Origin of the sequence: Streptococcus lutetiensis (genome assembly GCF_900475675.1) — a bacterium.
Lineage (GTDB): Bacteria > Bacillota > Bacilli > Lactobacillales > Streptococcaceae > Streptococcus > Streptococcus lutetiensis.
In genome coordinates, this window is record NZ_LS483403.1 from 206464 (window position 1) to 223064 (window position 16601).

Annotated in this window: 15 protein-coding genes; 13 read left to right on the forward strand and 2 right to left on the reverse strand. The window is 39.3% G+C overall.

The genetic code is table 11. The features are described 5' to 3' along the window. From galE to DQN23_RS01280, 11 genes are all read left to right on the forward strand, one after another. Nucleotides 1-999, forward strand: a complete 999-nt coding sequence (gene galE / locus DQN23_RS01235; protein WP_020916077.1) for a UDP-glucose 4-epimerase GalE — start codon at nucleotides 1-3, stop codon at nucleotides 997-999. Nucleotides 1000-1078: 79 nt separating this feature from the next. Next, entirely contained in the window at nucleotides 1079-1276 is a 198-nt protein-coding gene (locus DQN23_RS09640; RefSeq protein ID WP_348634458.1) for a hypothetical protein, read from the forward strand. Further along, nucleotides 1257-1910 (forward strand): GNAT family N-acetyltransferase, encoded by a 654-nt coding sequence (locus DQN23_RS01240; RefSeq protein WP_373106536.1) that lies wholly within the window; start codon nucleotides 1257-1259, stop codon nucleotides 1908-1910. Before DQN23_RS09640 ends, DQN23_RS01240 begins: the two co-directional genes overlap by 20 nt. Nucleotides 1911-2029: 119 nt before the next feature. Further along, a complete protein-coding gene (yajC, locus tag DQN23_RS01245) occupies nucleotides 2030-2359 on the forward strand; it encodes a preprotein translocase subunit YajC (protein ID WP_058813614.1) in 330 nt (109 codons plus the stop codon). Nucleotides 2360-2493: 134 nt separating this feature from the next. Further along, nucleotides 2494-3249: an isoprenyl transferase gene (locus DQN23_RS01250; protein WP_020916079.1), complete on the forward strand. Its 756-nt coding sequence runs from the start codon at nucleotides 2494-2496 to the stop codon at nucleotides 3247-3249. A gap of 12 nt (nucleotides 3250-3261) precedes the next feature. Beyond that, nucleotides 3262-4056 carry a phosphatidate cytidylyltransferase gene (locus DQN23_RS01255; protein WP_020916080.1) on the forward strand — a complete coding sequence of 265 codons (795 nt, stop codon included), beginning with the start codon at nucleotides 3262-3264 and terminating at the stop codon, nucleotides 4054-4056. Nucleotides 4057-4150: 94 nt separating this feature from the next. After that, entirely contained in the window at nucleotides 4151-5413 is a 1263-nt protein-coding gene (rseP, locus tag DQN23_RS01260) for an RIP metalloprotease RseP (RefSeq protein ID WP_020916081.1), read from the forward strand. A gap of 161 nt (nucleotides 5414-5574) precedes the next feature. Then, nucleotides 5575-7431, forward strand: coding sequence for a proline--tRNA ligase (locus DQN23_RS01265; RefSeq protein ID WP_111712598.1), 1857 nt, complete (start codon nucleotides 5575-5577; stop codon nucleotides 7429-7431). 176 nt (nucleotides 7432-7607) lie between these two features. Continuing rightward, the gene (locus DQN23_RS01270; protein WP_111712599.1) at nucleotides 7608-12002 is read left to right on the forward strand and encodes a PolC-type DNA polymerase III; all 4395 of its coding nucleotides are present in this window, start codon (nucleotides 7608-7610) and stop codon (nucleotides 12000-12002) included. Between the two features lie 96 nt (nucleotides 12003-12098). Continuing rightward, nucleotides 12099-12545 (forward strand): MarR family winged helix-turn-helix transcriptional regulator, encoded by a 447-nt coding sequence (locus DQN23_RS01275; protein ID WP_111712600.1) that lies wholly within the window; start codon nucleotides 12099-12101, stop codon nucleotides 12543-12545. A gap of 91 nt (nucleotides 12546-12636) precedes the next feature. Next, nucleotides 12637-13182 carry an NADPH-dependent FMN reductase gene (locus tag DQN23_RS01280; RefSeq protein ID WP_111712601.1) on the forward strand — a complete coding sequence of 182 codons (546 nt, stop codon included), beginning with the start codon at nucleotides 12637-12639 and terminating at the stop codon, nucleotides 13180-13182. A gap of 103 nt (nucleotides 13183-13285) precedes the next feature. Here the strand turns inward: DQN23_RS01280 and def are convergent, their stop codons facing one another. Further along, nucleotides 13286-13900 carry a peptide deformylase gene (gene def / locus DQN23_RS01285; protein ID WP_020916086.1) on the reverse strand — a complete coding sequence of 205 codons (615 nt, stop codon included), beginning with the start codon at nucleotides 13898-13900 and terminating at the stop codon, nucleotides 13286-13288. A gap of 66 nt (nucleotides 13901-13966) precedes the next feature. Then, complete coding sequence (locus DQN23_RS01290; protein WP_058833259.1) at nucleotides 13967-14641, reverse strand: Crp/Fnr family transcriptional regulator; 675 nt, start codon at nucleotides 14639-14641, stop codon at nucleotides 13967-13969. Between the two features lie 61 nt (nucleotides 14642-14702). On the opposite strand from DQN23_RS01290, the gene DQN23_RS01295 reads away from it, so the two are divergent. Together DQN23_RS01295 and rpsO are read left to right on the forward strand one after the other, a co-directional pair. Continuing rightward, entirely contained in the window at nucleotides 14703-15866 is a 1164-nt protein-coding gene (locus tag DQN23_RS01295; protein ID WP_058813620.1) for an MFS transporter, read from the forward strand. Between the two features lie 157 nt (nucleotides 15867-16023). Next, nucleotides 16024-16293, forward strand: a complete 270-nt coding sequence (rpsO, locus tag DQN23_RS01300; RefSeq protein ID WP_003063161.1) for a 30S ribosomal protein S15 — start codon at nucleotides 16024-16026, stop codon at nucleotides 16291-16293. Nucleotides 16294-16601: the final 308 nt, after the last annotated feature.

Sequence of the window (16601 nt, forward strand, 5' to 3'; positions counted from 1 at the left end):
ATGTCAATTTTGGTGCTTGGTGGAGCTGGCTACATCGGCTCTCACATGGTTGATCGTTTAATTGAAAAAGGTGAAGAAAAAGTTGTTGTTGTCGATAGTTTGGTGACAGGACACCGTGCAGCGGTTCATCCTGACGCAAAATTCTATCAAGGAGATCTTGCTGATCAAGATTTCATGCGTAAGGTTTTCACAGAAAATCCTGATGTGGATGCTGTCATTCACTTTGCAGCTTATTCATTGGTTGCAGAATCAATGGAAAAACCATTGAAATACTTTGATAACAACACTGCTGGCATGATTAAATTGCTTGAAGTGATGAATGAATTTGGTGTTAAATACATTGTTTTCTCATCAACAGCAGCAACTTATGGTATTCCAGATGAGCTTCCAATCAAAGAAACAACACCACAACGCCCAATCAATCCATACGGTGAAAGTAAACTCATGATGGAAACTATTATGAGATGGGCTGACCAAGCTTATGGCATTAAGTTTGTCCCACTTCGTTATTTCAATGTTGCTGGTGCTAAACCAGATGGTTCTATCGGTGAAGACCATGGACCAGAAACACACTTGTTGCCAATTATTTTGCAAGTAGCACAAGGTGTTCGTGAAAAAATCATGATTTTTGGTAATGATTACAACACACCGGATGGTACAAATGTGCGTGACTACGTTCACCCATTTGACTTGGCAGATGCTCATTTACTTGCTGTAAAATATCTTCGCGAAGGTAATCAATCAACAGCCTTTAACCTAGGTTCTTCAACTGGTTTTTCAAACCTTCAAATCCTTGAAGCAGCTCGTAAAGTAACTGGTAAAGAAATTCCAGCTGAACTTGCAGACCGTCGCCTTGGTGACCCAGATACGCTTATCGCATCATCAGATAAAGCGCGTGAAGTCCTTGGTTGGAAACCTCAATTTGACGATATTGAAAAAATCATTGCATCTGCTTGGGCATGGCACTCAAGCCATCCAAATGGATACAACGACTGTTAATATGACATAAATCTAGTCTGAGACATTTGTCTCAGGCTTTTTGTGCATTGTATAGAATGATATGAAAAAGGATGAGATTATGAAAGTGATTAGCACGAATTGCTTAGATGACAAGCAGAGACTGGCTGCTGAAAAATTGATTAGAGAGGTTCAAGATTTTGATGAGACACACCGCATTCCCTACTTATCCAATAATCTTAATTTTGACCAAAAAATGCCAGCTTTCTTTTTAGCTTATGAGAAGAATCAACTTGGGGGTGTTGACAGTCTATGCTGATGAGCCAGACGAGGCAGAAGTTGCTATTTTGGTTCACCCAAATTATCGACGCTTAGGGTACGCTAAAGAATTGTTTCATGTTTTCCGTGAAACCATGAAAGAGTACCACCTGAATTTTACGGTAATGTCGGAGCGAGCTTTCTTAGCAAAACAGCCAGATATGCTGGCTAATCTTGACATGACTTTAGAAGATGATTTTGAGTATTGGCTTAGTCGACAACGAAAGGCCTATTTGCTTGAAAAGCGTGATGACTTGTTGGTTACCAAAGCTAGTAGAGAACACTTTGAAGCTATTGCAGACTTTCAAGCGAAAGCTTTCGATGAATCTTATGATGTTACCTTATGTTACGCCAAAGAGGCTTTGGTTGATGAAACTGGAAAACTTTATATCGTGATGAAAGACGAGAAAGTTGTTGCTTCTTGCACGGTGGATTTTAGCACGACTTATAATTACCTTTATGGTTTAGTAGTTTCTGAAGGATATCGCGGCCAAGGGATTGGAACTTATTTTATGAAAGTGCTTGTCAATGACTTGTTAGCTGAAAACGATAAGGCTTTTCAAATTGCAGTTGAATCAGATAATTTAGCTGCTAAACGTCTTTATGAAAACTTAGGTTTTGAAGAACGGACGTAGGTTGTTTACGCTAAGATGACTGACGCTAGTAAACTTTGGAAGTTTTAACGGTCATTTCTTGCGTTGTTAAATGTAATTTGGTATAGTTGTCATTAAGCTTATATTTATGGAGGATTCTTATGCCAACAGTTATTATGTTGCTCGTTATGGTTGGTTTGATTTGGTTCATGCAACGTTCTCAAAAGAAACAAGCACAAGCCCGTCAAGATCAACTTAAAGCATTGCAAAAAGGTGATGAAATCGTAACAATCGGTGGTCTTTACGGTGTTGTTGATGAAGTTGACACTGCTAACCAAAAAATGGTTTTGGATATCGATGGTGTTTATCTAACATTTGAACTTGGTGCTTTAAAACGTGTTGTTAACAGAGCTGAACAAGAGGTTGTTGAAGAAGTAGTTGAAGAAACAACTGAAGCAGCTCAAGATACTGCCGTTGAAAGTGAAGACTAATCATAGAAATTACCAGATGAGAAATCATCTGGCTTTTTTTATGCCAATATTCCCTAAAAGCCATCAATTAAGTAGAGAAAAAATGGCTATTTTATGGTAAAATATTATGATGAGTATGCTTTTAAGGAAATTGTATGTTTAAATTTAATTTTAGAAAAAAGAAAGAGGCTGTAAGCCTTGACAAAATTCCAAATCATATTGGAATTATTATGGACGGAAACGGTCGTTGGGCTAAGAAACGCATGCAACCACGTGTCATGGGACACAAGGCTGGTATGGATGCTTTGCAGGATGTGACGATTGCTAGCTCAGAACTTGGTGTAAAAGTTTTGACAGTCTACGCTTTCTCAACAGAAAACTGGTCACGACCCGAGGACGAAGTCAAATTCATTATGAACTTACCCGTTGAGTTCTTCGATAAATATGTCCCTGAATTGGACGCTAATAATGTCAAAGTTCAAGTTATTGGTGAGACAAATTGTTTGCCAAAAGCAACTTTTGATGCGATGAAACGTGCTTGCGAACAAACGAAGCACAATTCTGGTCTTATTTTGAATTTTGCGCTTAACTATGGCGGCCGTTCAGAAATTACAGAAGCGGTTAAAAATATTGCCCAAGAAGTGCTTGAAGCAAAAATCAGCCCAGATGATATTACAGAAGATGTGATTTCGAATCATTTGATGACGAATCACTTGCCGTACTTGTATCGTGATCCGGATCTGATTATTCGAACAAGTGGTGAACTTCGTCTTAGTAATTTTCTACCATGGCAATCAGCATATAGTGAATTTTACTTCACACCTGTTTTATGGCCTGATTTCAAAAAAGACGAGTTGATTAAGGCGATTGCTGAGTACAATCAACGCCATCGCCGTTTTGGTGGAATCTAGAAAGGAAATATCATGAAACAACGTGTGATTTGGGGAGCGATTGCCCTATTGATTATGCTGCCGTTTCTATTGCATGGAGGCCTATCGTTTCAAGTCTTTGTAGGCTTTTTAGCAATGGTTGGTGTGGCAGAAATGTTACGTATGAAACATCTTGAATTTTTCTCAATTGAAGGTGTTTTGTCAATGCTTGGTGCCTTTGTTTTGACAGTGCCTTTGGATAACTACTTTACATCACTACCGATAGATTCTAACTTTGCCGTCTATGGGTTGTTGGTTTTCTTGCTTTTGGCAGGAACAGTTATCAATTGTGATGATTATTCATTCGATGATGTCTCTTATCCGATTGCAGCTAGCCTTTATGTGGGAATTGGTTTCCAAAACTTGGTCAATGCTCGTATGGGTGGCTTAGATAAAGTGCTCTTTGCTTTATTTATTGTATGGGCAACTGATATCGGTGCTTATATGATTGGTCGTCGTTTTGGTCAACGTAAATTGATGCCGAAAGTTTCTCCAAATAAAACTATCGAAGGTAGTCTTGGCGGGATTGCTTGCGCTGTTGTCGTTTCATTTATCTTTATGTTGATTGATAAAGCTGTTTACGCTCCGCACAATCTCTTTGTTATGTTAATTTGCGTTATTTTGTTTAGTATTTTTGGTCAATTCGGTGATTTGGTTGAAAGTGCGATTAAACGTCATTTTGGCGTTAAAGATTCTGGAAAACTTATCCCTGGTCATGGTGGTATCCTAGACCGCTTTGATTCAATGATTTTTGTTTTCCCAATTATGCATCTATTTGGTCTTTTTTAATTGAGTTGTTTGGCAATGGCCACAAACTTTTGGAGTTTGCTTACTAGTGAATGGTTATTAGGATAATAATGTTACTGGTATAGAGAGGAGCAAAATGCTCGGAATTATAACGTTTATTATTGTTTTTGGGATCTTAGTTATTGTCCACGAATTTGGTCACCTATATTTTGCTAAAAAAGCAGGTATCTTAGTGAGAGAATTTTCTATCGGGATGGGCCCGAAAATCTTTTCTCATTTTGATAAGGAAGGGACAGCTTATACGTTTCGTATTCTTCCTTTAGGTGGTTATGTCCGTATGGCAGGCTGGGGTGATGATACCACTGAAATCAAGACGGGTACACCAGCTAGCCTGAGTTTGAACAAAGACGGACTTGTGACACGTATTAATTTGTCACACAAACAGTTGGATAATACAGCTCTTCCTATGAATGTGACTTCTTATGATTTGGAAGATAAATTAGAAATCACAGGATTGGTTTTAGATGAGCAAAAGACATACACTGTTCATCACGATGCCACAATCGTTGAAGAAGATGGCACAGAGATTCGCATTGCGCCCCTTGATGTGCAGTATCAAAATGCTACTGTCTGGGGACGTTTGATGACAAACTTTGCTGGTCCGATGAATAATTTTATTCTAGGAACGCTAGCTTTCATCTTACTTGTCTTTATGCAAGGTGGAGTCCCGAATCCCTCGACAAATGCTGTGCGAGTGACTGACGGTGGTGCCATGCAAGCTGCAGGTGTCAAAGATGGTGACAAGGTATTGGCAGTCGGTGATTACAAAGTCTCAAATTGGTCTGAATTGACTGAGGCTGTTGCCAAATCGACAAAAGGTATTTCAAAAGATACCACGATTCCTGTTACCGTAAAAGATGCTTCTGGAAAAACAAAGACTCTTGATATTAAGCCAGTCAAAAATCATGGTAGCTATCTTATCGGAGTTTCTTCAGCTTTGAAAACAGGTTTCTGGGACAAGATTACTGGTGGCTTCCAAATGTCTTGGCAAAGTGCCATGTTAATTTTAAATGCTTTAAAAGGTATTGTGTCAAATTTCAGCTTGGATAAACTTGGTGGTCCCGTAGCTATGTATCAGGCGTCAAGTCAAGCAGCTTCCTATGGATTGACATCAGTGATTAATCTGTTAGCTCTCTTGTCAATTAACCTTGGAATTGTTAACCTTATCCCGATTCCAGCTTTGGATGGTGGGAAAATCTTGATGAATCTTATCGAGATTGTTCGTCGTAAACCACTCAAACAAGAAACAGAAACTTATGTCACTCTAGTTGGTGTAGTCATCATGATTATCTTGATGATTGCCGTTACTTGGAATGATATTATGCGAGTTTTCTTCTAACTTACATAAAGACTAATCAATAATTTAGTACATCATATTTTGAATACACATTTTTTAGAAAGGAATTGATACGGTCTTCTCTAAAGATACGAGTAAGTGAGCTACTTGCCTAAACAACAAGCGGCTTACTTATTTTCGTGATTTGACCGCAATATTTTATTATGAAACAATCACAAACGCTTATCCCAACGCTTCGCGAAATGCCAAGCGACGCTCAAGTTATCAGTCACGCTCTTATGGTTCGTGCTGGTTATGTTCGCCAAGTCTCAGCAGGTATCTATGCTTACCTACCACTTGCTAACCGCACAATTGAAAAATTCAAAAAAATCATGCGTGAAGAGTTTGAAAAAATCGGTGCCGTTGAAATGCTTGCACCAGCACTTTTGAACGCTGATCTTTGGCGTGAATCAGGTCGTTACGAAACTTACGGTGAAGACCTTTATAAACTTAAAAATCGCGATAAATCAGACTTTATCCTTGGACCAACTCACGAAGAAACATTTACAAGCCTTGTTCGTGATGCGGTTAAATCATACAAACAATTGCCACTTAACCTTTATCAAATCCAATCTAAATACCGTGATGAAAAACGTCCACGTAACGGACTTCTTCGTACGCGTGAATTTATCATGAAAGACGGTTACAGTTTCCACGCAGACTACGAAGGTTTGGATAAAACTTACGAAGAATACCGCAAAGCTTATGAAGTAGTCTTCACACGTGCAGGACTTGATTTCAAAGGTATCATCGGTGATGGTGGTGCTATGGGTGGTAAAGACTCTCAAGAGTTTATGGCTATCACTCCAGACCGTACAGACCTTGACCATTGGGTTGTTCTTGACAAATCAATCGCTTCAATCGATGAAATTCCAGAAGATGTATTAGAAGATATCAAAAAAGAATTGTCATCATGGTTGGTTTCAGGGGAAGATACTATTGCTTACTCAACAGAATCAAGCTATGCTGCTAACCTTGAGATGGCAAGCAACGAATACAAACCATCAACAAAAGTTGTTGCTCAAGAAGATGTTAAACGTGTGGAAACACCTAACTGTAAATCAATCGATGAAGTGGCTGCTTTCTTGAACGTTGATGATGAACAAACAATCAAAACACTTCTATTCATTGCTGATAAAGAACCAGTTGTTGCTCTTCTTGTCGGAAACGACCAAGTCAACGATGTTAAATTGAAAAACTACCTTGGTGCTGACTTCCTTGACCCAGCTACTGAAGAAGATGCTGTTAAGGTCTTTGGAGCAAACTTTGGCTCACTTGGCCCAGTTAACCTTCCTGAAAACGTTCGTATCGTGGCTGACCGCAAAGTACAAGATGTTGCTAATGCAGTTGTTGGTGCTAACGAAGATGGTTACCACTTGACTGGTGTTAACCCAGGACGTGACTTTGAAGCAGAATACGTTGATATTCGTGAAGTTAAAGAAGGTGAAATCTCACCAGACGGTAAAGGTGTTCTTAAATTCGCTCGTGGTATCGAAATCGGACACATCTTCAAACTTGGTACTCGCTATTCAGAAAGCATGGGTGCTACAATCCTTGACCAAAACGGTCGTGCTGTGCCAATCATCATGGGATGCTATGGTATCGGTGTTAGCCGTATCCTGTCAGCTGTTATCGAACAACACGCTCGTCTCTTCGTTTCTAAAACACCAAAAGGTGCTTACCGCTTTGCATGGGGTATTAACTTCCCTAAAGAATTGGCACCATTTGATGTTCACGTTATCACTGTTAACGTGAAAGACGAAGAAGCACAAGCTTTGACAGCTAAAGTAGAAGCTGAATTGGTTGAAAAAGGTTACGAAGTTTTGGTTGATGACCGTAACGAACGTGTCGGATCAAAATTCTCAGATAGCGATCTTATCGGACTTCCAATCCGTGTGACAGTTGGTAAAAAAGCTGCTGATGGTATCGTAGAAGTTAAAATCAAAGCAACCGGTGATACAATCGAAGTTAACGCTGAAAACCTTATTGAAACACTTGAAATTTTGACAAAAGAAGACTAATAAGATTTAGGTCGAGAGCGTAGGCCCGACCTTTTTCTTTTGTCTCGAAAAATGCTCACTTTTATGATAAAATTGAAAGACGATATTGATAGATAAAGAAGTAAAAGGGCGGCTCATGTCCCTCTTTTACTTAGGATAGAAAGATAGATTTTTGGAATTGAGGTAATTGACGCTTTATGTCAGAGTTATTTAAAAAATTGATGGAGCAAATCGATATGCCGCTTGAAATGCGACAATCTTCTGCTTTTTCATCTGCAGATATTCGTGAAGTTAAGGTACACTCAGTATCCCGCCTCTGGGAATTCTATTTTTCATTTGCAGAGATTTTGCCGATTGAGATTTATCGTGAGTTAGCTTATCGCTTGGTTAATACCTTTAAGCAAGCGGATATTACAGCGACTTTTGATATTCAGGCAGAAAAAATTGATTTCTCACAACCACTTTTACAAGCTTACTATGAAGAAGCTTTTGAGTATGCTCCGTGTGATAGCGCTAGCTTTAAAGCCTCTTTTAGCAAGTTGAAAGTCTCTTATGATGGTGAAAAAATATTGATTGCAGCGCCAGCTTTTGTTAATAATGACCATTTCCGAAAAAATCATTTGCCAAATTTGGCTCGTCAATTTGAAGCTTTTGGTTTCGGAAAAGTGATGGTTGATATGGTTTCTGATGAAGCTATGACTCAAGCGCTTCGTGAAGATTTTACAAATAATCGTGAAGCCATGGTAGAAAAAGTAGTGCAGGAAAATCGTGAGGCTGTCAAATCCCTTGAAGCATCAATACCACCAGCTGAAGAAGCTCCAAAACCAAAGCTTGATTTCAAAGAACGTGCCAAACAACGCCGTGCAGGTTTTGAAAATGCTGAAATCACGCCGATGGTTGAAATCACAACAGAAGAAAACCGCATTGTCTTTGAGGGAATGGTTTTTGATGTTGAAAAGAAAACTACCCGTACAGGTCGTCATATCATCAATTTCAAGATGACAGATTATACATCAAGCTTTGCCATGCAAAAATGGGCTAAAGATGATGAAGAATTGAAAAAATGTGACATGATTGCCAAAGGTTCATGGCTTCGTGTTCGCGGAAATATTGAGAACAATAATTTTACGCATGCCCTTACCATGAATGTGCAAGATGTCAAAGAAATTGTTCACCACGACCGCAAAGATTTGATGCCAGAAGACCAAAAACGTGTGGAATTCCATGCGCATACGAACATGTCAACCATGGATGCTTTGCCAACGGTTGAAGAGTTAATTGATACAGCTGCTAAATGGGGTCACAAGGCTGTTGCCATCACTGACCATGGAAATGTTCAAAGTTTTCCTCATGGTTATCACAGAGCTCGTAAGGACGGTATTAAGGCTATTTTCGGATTGGAAGCTAATATTGTTGAAGATAAGGTGCCGATTGCTTACAATCCTGTTGACTTAGAGTTAAATGAAGCGACTTACGTCGTATTTGACGTGGAAACAACAGGACTTTCTGCGGTGCACAATGATTTGATTCAGATTGCTGCTTCAAAAATGTATAAAGGTAATATTGTTGAGCAGTTTGACGAATTCATCAATCCAGGTCACCACTTGTCAGCCTTTACGACAGAATTGACTGGTATCACGGATAATCATGTCCGTAATGCAAAACCAATCGAACAAGTCCTTCAAATGTTTCAAGATTTCTGTAAAGACACTGTTTTGGTTGCCCACAATGCAACCTTTGACGTTGGCTTTATGAATGTTAACTACAAACGTCATGATATGCCAACTATCACACAGCCAGTTATTGATACACTTGAATTGGCACGAAACCTTTACCCAGAATACAAACGTCATGGTTTGGGACCGTTGACCAAACGTTTTCAAGTCTCTCTTGAACACCATCACATGGCCAACTACGATGCCGAAGCAACTGGTCGCCTACTCTTTATTTTCTTGAAAGAAGCGCGTGAAAATCATGGTCTTACCAACATGATGGACTTGAACACTAAGCTGGTGGCTGAGGACTCTTATAAGAAAGCTCGCGTTAAGCATGCGACGATTTATGTTCAAAACCAAACTGGGTTGAAAAACATCTTCAAGCTGGTCAGTCTTTCAAATGTTAAATATTTTGAAGGAGTAGCGCGTATTCCAAGAACGGTTCTTGATGCGCACCGTGAAGGACTTCTGTTAGGAACAGCTTGTTCAGAAGGTGAAGTTTTTGATGCTGTTTTGACATCAGGTGTGGAAAAAGCTGTTGAAGTGGCTAAATACTATGATTTCATTGAAGTCATGCCGCCTGCCATTTATGCACCGCTATTGGTACAAGGAACAATCAAAGACGAAGAAGGCATTCGTCAAGTCATTCGTGATTTGATTGAGGTTGGACGTCGTGTGAACAAGCCTGTTCTTGCGACTGGTAATGTTCACTACATTGAACCAGAAGATGAAATTTACCGTGAAATTATCGTCCGTAGTTTGGGACAAGGGGTACCGATTAACCGTCCGATTGGTCGTGGTGAAGATGCTCAGCCAGCCCCACTACCAAAAGCGCATTTCCGCACAACCAATGAAATGTTAGACGAATTTTCTTTCCTTGGTGAAGACTTGGCTTATGAAATCGTCGTTAAGAATACGAGTGATTTTGCTGAGCGCTTTGAAGAAATCGAAGTGGTTAAGAAAGATTTGTACACGCCATTCCTCGAAAAATCAGAAGAACGTGTCGCAGAGATGACTTATCAAAAAGCCTTCGAAATCTATGGTAACCCATTACCAGATATTGTTGACCGACGTATTGAAAAAGAATTGACTTCGATTTTGGGTAACGGATTTGCCGTGATTTACTTGGCGTCTCAAATGCTGGTTATTCGTTCTAATAAACGTGGTTACTTGGTTGGTTCACGTGGATCTGTTGGTTCAAGTTTTGTGGCAACCATGATTGGAATTACCGAAGTTAACCCAATGCCACCACATTATGTCTGTCCAAATTGTCAGCATTCAGAATTTATCACTGATGGTTCTGTCGGTTCAGGTTACGACCTTCCTGACAAGGATTGCCCAAAATGTGGCACACGTTATAAGAAAGATGGACATGATATTCCGTTTGAAACCTTCCTTGGGTTTGATGGGGATAAGGTTCCCGATATCGATTTGAACTTCTCTGGTGATGACCAACCATCTGCCCACTTGGATGTTCGTGATATTTTCGGTGAACAATACGCTTTCCGTGCAGGAACTGTTGGTACTGTCGCTGACCGCACGGCTTATGGATTTGTTAAAGGTTATGAACGTGATTATGGCAAGATGTATCCGGAAGCAGAAGTTGAGCGTTTGGCGCAAGGGGCTGCAGGGGTGAAACGTACGACTGGACAACACCCAGGTGGTATCGTTGTTATTCCAAACTACATGGATGTTTATGACTTTACACCAGTTCAATACCCAGCGGATGATCTTTCAGCTGAATGGCAAACCACTCACTTTAACTTCCACGATATCGATGAAAACGTCTTGAAGCTTGATATCCTCGGTCATGATGATCCGACGATGATTCGTAAGTTGCAAGACTTGTCTGGTATTGATCCCAAAGATATTCCTGCGGATGACCCAGATGTTATGGCGCTCTTCTCAGGTACTGAAGTGCTTGGTGTAACTCCTGAACAAATCGGAACACCGACAGGTATGCTTGGTATCCCAGAATTCGGAACAAACTTTGTTCGTGGCATGGTTGAAGAAACGCACCCAACGACCTTTGCCGAATTACTTCAGTTATCAGGGCTATCACATGGTACCGACGTATGGCTTGGAAATGCCCAAGATTTGATTAAAGAAGGTATCGCGACACTGAAAACCGTTATCGGTTGTCGTGACGATATCATGGTTTACCTCATGCACGCGGGACTAAATCCAAAAATGGCCTTTACCATCATGGAACGTGTGCGTAAAGGACGCTGGTTGAAGATTTCTGATGAAGAACGTAATGGCTACATTCAAGCAATGCGTGACAATAATGTGCCTGATTGGTACATCGAATCTTGTGGTAAAATCAAGTACATGTTCCCGAAAGCCCACGCGGCTGCCTACGTATTGATGGCCCTTCGTGTGGCCTACTTCAAGGTTCACTACCCACTTTATTATTACTGCGCCTACTTCTCAATTCGTGCCAAAGCTTTTGATATCAAGACAATGAGTGCTGGTCTTGATGCCGTTAAAGAACGCATGGCTGAGATTTCAACCAAACGTAAAAATAATGAAGCTTCAAACGTTGAAATTGACCTTTATACAACACTCGAGTTGGTCAATGAAATGCTTGAACGTGGCTTTAAATTTGGTCAATTAGACCTTTACCGTAGTGATGCAACAGAGTTTATCATTGACGGTGATACCCTTATTCCACCATTTGTAGCTATGGATGGTCTGGGAGAAAACGTTGCAAAACAAATCGTTAAAGCGCGTGAAGAAGGTGAATTCCTTTCTAAAATGGAACTCCGCAAACGCGGTGGTGTTTCGGCAACACTAGTTGAAAAAATGGATGAAATGGGAATCCTAGGTAACATGCCAGAAGATAACCAACTCAGTTTGTTTGACGATTTCTTCTAAAATCATTACAATAATAAAAAAGAGCGAACAAATTATTTTCAGACTGTCTGAGGTAATTTGTTCGTTTTCGTATCAGTTAAAATATCAGGAGGAAACATGTCAGATATTACGAATACCGCTGTAAAAGCCATGGTTGTTTTGCGAAAAGCGTATCGAACAATTGATGCTAAAACGTCAGAATCATTCAAGGAAGATGATTTAACGCAAACTCAATTTAGTGTTTTGGATGTTCTTTACAGCAAAGGTCCCATGAAAATCGGTGAGTTAATGGAAAGTATCTTGGCAACGTCTGGCAACATGACGGTAGTAATTCGTAACATGGAGAAAAAAGGATGGGTGACCCGTCACACTTGCCCAGACGATAAACGTGCTTATCTGGTAACTCTAACAGATGCTGGTCGTCAGGTTATTGAGCGCGCTTTGCCGCTACACATCGAAAAAATCCAAGACATCTTTTCAGTTCTCACTGAAGAAGAGCAAAAGGAGCTTATCCGACTTCTAAAAAAATTTAAGCCGCGTGAGCATATTAATTTACAAAAGTAGCAATAATTCGTACAATGACAATATAGAGAAAGTACTATTTAGTGATAAATAACTTTTAACAGACTAATTAACCTTAAAAGGGAGATATATCATGAAAAAAATTCTATTTGTTGTTGGTTCATTACGTGAGGGATCTTTTGATCAACAATTTGCTCAAAATGCTGAAAAAGCACTTGAAGGCAAAGCAGAAGTATCATACCTAGACTGGTCACAGGTTCCGGTCTTTTCACAAGATTTGGAAGCTAACACACCAGCTGCTGTGCAAGCTGCACGTGACGCTGTCTTGGCAGCTGATGCTATCTGGTTCTTCTCACCAGTTTATAACTTTGCGATTCCTGGTTCAGTAAAGAACTTGCTTGACTGGTTGAGCCGTGCCCTTGATCTTTCAGATACAACAGGTGCTTCAGCACTTAATGACAAAGTCACAACTGTTTCAATCCTTGCAAACGGTGGACACGAACAAGTAGCCGAAGCTTACCGTGCCTTGTTCCCATTCATCCGTACGAAATTTGTTGATGAAATCACAACAACACGTGTGAATGACTCTGCTTGGGCAGATGGCAAGTTCATTGCAACTGATGAAGTCATTGCTAACCTTGAAAAACAAGCAGAAGCAGTTCTATCTGCAATTGATTAATTCTTAATTTTAGTTAGTTTTTAACAGAAAAAAGCACACTTTTTACAGTGTGCTTTTATTATGTATGGTCGTAAAAAAAGAGGTTTTCAACCTCTTTTTTAGCTTATTCAACAATTAGCATGCCATCTTTAATGGCAAATGGATTTTTTTCATCGATGCGGTCGTAGAACATGATACCGTTTGTGTGGTCGATTTCGTGTTGGACAACGATTGAGTTGTAACCTTTAAGTTTGATGCGGTGTTTTTCACCGTTTTTGTCGAAGTATTCAACAGTCACACGAGAATGACGAACAACGTATCCTTCAACGACACGGTCAACAGACAAGCAACCTTCACCATCAGCAAGAGCAGCGTCTTGAACTGAGTGAGCAACAACTTTTGGATTGTACATAACTTCTTGCAAGCTGTAAGCTTCTTTTGGTGGGTTACCATCTTTGTCTTCCATATTTGGAACAAGAACAGCAATGATTCGTTTTGAAACGTTCAATTGAGGTGCTGCAAGTCCGACACCGCCGCGTAAGCCCATTTTTTCAGCAGTTACAGGATCTTGTGAATTTTTCAAGAACTGCATCATTTTTTCACCCAAAATGATTTCTTCATCAGATAAAGGGAATGTGACGTCGTCACAAACTTGACGCAAAGTTGGGTGACCTTCGCGAATAATATCATTCATATTGATTAAATGACTTGGTTTTGCTAGTTTTTCAATAACTGACATAGTTTCTCCTCTAATTATTCTATATAACACTATAGCATAAAAATGCTTAACGAGAAAGCTATTGGCTTAGTTAGTAATCTTCAAGTTGATAAGTTTCTTCATATCTTTGATATAATAATAGGGGCGACGTTTTTCGATGATTCCTGAATCGATGAATTCGTGAATCACGCGAAGTAAGTGACGATAGCTGACGCTAAATGAATCAGCAAGACTGGTTAATTCTAATTTGAAGACGCCTTTGTCTTCAATCGCCAAGATGTGAGTGGCTAGACGTTCTTTAAGTGTGTAATTCAAATTGGTAGAAGCGCGAATATTTTGCTCATAAAGTGATTGAGCGAGCCCTCTACTGAGATTTAGAAGCAAATCATTATCCGCTAATAATTCCTCGCGAATCCCAGTTAAAGGGAGTTGGATGACTAAGGTATCCTCAAGAGCAACAACTGAAGACACAATTGGCTGATCAGTTAATAATTCAATATCTCCGATAAGTGTTGTTTTTTCTTTGATATCTAAAATATGCTCTTTTCCGTTAAATAAGCGACGAACAATTTTTAATTTTCCCTTTGCAAAATAAGAGAGTGCTGTTAAGGCTTCTCCTTGGTGACAAATCGCATCTCCAGCAACTAGTTCACGGACTTGCAATTTATCAAAATAATGTCTAGGAAAGATTTTTTCAAGCTGATAGTCTTGGATATATTTTTCTAAAGACACACAGACCTCCTTTGTTGTGACAAAAGTCATATTTTTATGCGCTAACTTTGATTATACTGGAAATGATGAAAAAAACAAGTAAGGAGTTTCTATGAAAACATTTTTGGAGAAATTTAGTCTCCTATCTCTATCTTTGATGCTGGTCTCGACGTTATCTCCGTCGACAGCATTACCCCAAATGATTACAACATTTCATCAACAAGGATACGCTGCTAGTCAGGTGGAATTTCTATTTTCACTATCATCTTTTGCGATTCTTGCCATGTTGTTACTAAATCCAATTATCGAACGTCTAATCTCTGAACGTCTCAGTATCATCTTAGGTCTTCTTTTGATTGCCTTTGGTGGTAGCATGCCAGTCGTTTTTCAGACTTATTCATTAGTTTTTGTATCACGTATTTTGCTTGGTATCGGAATTGGTTTGATTAATTCTCGTGCCATCAGTATTATCAGTGAGACTTATGCTGGACGTGAACAAGCTCAGATGCTTGGGCTTCGTGGTTCCTTTGAAATTATTGGTAATGCTTTATTGACCATGATTGTTGGTTTCATTGTTGTTATTGGTTGGTCATGGACATTCAGTGTTTACTTATTTGCTTTGCCGATTCTTGCTGTTTACCTTGTTTTTGCACCAAAACCTAAGGTTGAAGTGGCAGAAGTCCAACAAGATGAGGCTCGTGCTAAATTTAAAAAAGAAGATATCTTGTATATCGTCGGACTATCTTTATTGGCAGGTTTTGTTATTAATATCAATAGTGCTAACAGTTTACGCATTCCAGTTATTGTTGACCAATTACATCTTGGAAGTCCTCGTCAAGCAAGCTTAATCTTGAGTGGTATGATGCTTATGGGAATTCTTTCAGGAATTTGTTTTGAAGGTTTGCTTGGACGCTTTAGTAAAAACTTGATTACTATCTCAATGATTCCATTTGCTCTTGGACTATTTATGGTAGGTTTTGCTAATAATCTTTGGGTGATGCTAATCGGTGCAATGCTGTCAGGTTTCTGGTACAGTATTGTAGTTACCTGCGTCTTTAGTGATGTTTCAACTAACGTTTCACCGCAATTAATTGGAAATGCGACTACGCTTATCTTGATTTTCTGTAATCTTGGTGGGGCAAGCGCAGCAATTGTTTTGAACCTCTTCTCAAAATTTAGCCCACAACCAGGCTTTGCCTTTGTTATTTACGCTATTATCAGCTTGGTTATTTGCCTAGGTTTGATTATTAAAACACGTTTTTCAAAGAAAAATTAATTTGTGTTAAAGTCACGTTAAATTAAGGGAAAACCTTTGACAAAAGTAGAAACAATCTGCTACAATAAGGACTGTCGTAAGACAAGTAACTTCTTCTTGGTCGTAGGATCCGCCAAAAACCTACCACTCGGATGAAGCAATATAAAGGAGAAAAATTATGGCAATCTCAAAAGAGAAAAAAAATGAAATCATCGCTCAATACGCACGTCACGAAGGTGACACAGGTTCAGTTGAAGTTCAAGTAGCTGTTCTTACTTGGGAAATCAACCACCTTAACGAACACATTAAACAACACAAAAAAGACCACGCTACTTACCGTGGATTGATGAAAAAAATCGGTCACCGTCGTAACTTGTTGGCATACCTTCGCCGCACAGACGTTAACCGTTACCGCGAATTGATCGCATCGCTTGGTCTTCGTCGTTAATCTGACGTTCGGTCGAGCAAAAGCTTCTTGGTTTTTCCAAGGAGCTTTTTTTGTATATTCAGCTGCTTATTTTGAAAGATATTGAAGGATCAATTTTTAATGAAAATGAGTTTTTACAGAATATGAAAATGTCAAAAGTGGCAAAAGTATTAGTGTAAAAGGAAAAGTTAGGTATATAAATGTATCCCCTTACATTGGCTTTAAAATAAAAATGAAAAAGCTTACAAATAATACTTGACCTTTTTTTGAAAAAGGGTTAATATAGTTGGTGAAGAATATCACAATAATATGATGATTAAAGAATTTAA

Excerpts from the sequence above, each read along its gene's own strand:
- DQN23_RS01295 (WP_058813620.1), top strand. The coding sequence starts at position 14,703 with ATGAAAACATTTTTGGAGAAATTTAGTCTCCTATCTCTATCTTTGATG.
- def (WP_020916086.1), bottom strand. The coding sequence starts at position 13,900 with ATGTCAGTTATTGAAAAACTAGCAAAACCAAGTCATTTAATCAATATG.
- DQN23_RS01265 (WP_111712598.1), top strand. The coding sequence starts at position 5,575 with ATGAAACAATCACAAACGCTTATCCCAACGCTTCGCGAAATGCCAAGC.
- DQN23_RS01250 (WP_020916079.1), top strand. The coding sequence starts at position 2,494 with ATGTTTAAATTTAATTTTAGAAAAAAGAAAGAGGCTGTAAGCCTTGAC.
- DQN23_RS09640 (WP_348634458.1), top strand. The coding sequence starts at position 1,079 with ATGAAAGTGATTAGCACGAATTGCTTAGATGACAAGCAGAGACTGGCT.
- DQN23_RS01280 (WP_111712601.1), top strand. The coding sequence starts at position 12,637 with ATGAAAAAAATTCTATTTGTTGTTGGTTCATTACGTGAGGGATCTTTT.
- DQN23_RS01275 (WP_111712600.1), top strand. The coding sequence starts at position 12,099 with ATGTCAGATATTACGAATACCGCTGTAAAAGCCATGGTTGTTTTGCGA.
- DQN23_RS01270 (WP_111712599.1), top strand. The coding sequence starts at position 7,608 with ATGTCAGAGTTATTTAAAAAATTGATGGAGCAAATCGATATGCCGCTT.
- DQN23_RS01255 (WP_020916080.1), top strand. The coding sequence starts at position 3,262 with ATGAAACAACGTGTGATTTGGGGAGCGATTGCCCTATTGATTATGCTG.
- yajC (WP_058813614.1), top strand. The coding sequence starts at position 2,030 with ATGCCAACAGTTATTATGTTGCTCGTTATGGTTGGTTTGATTTGGTTC.
- rseP (WP_020916081.1), top strand. The coding sequence starts at position 4,151 with ATGCTCGGAATTATAACGTTTATTATTGTTTTTGGGATCTTAGTTATT.
- rpsO (WP_003063161.1), top strand. The coding sequence starts at position 16,024 with ATGGCAATCTCAAAAGAGAAAAAAAATGAAATCATCGCTCAATACGCA.
- DQN23_RS01290 (WP_058833259.1), bottom strand. The coding sequence starts at position 14,641 with ATGACTTTTGTCACAACAAAGGAGGTCTGTGTGTCTTTAGAAAAATAT.
- galE (WP_020916077.1), top strand. The coding sequence starts at position 1 with ATGTCAATTTTGGTGCTTGGTGGAGCTGGCTACATCGGCTCTCACATG.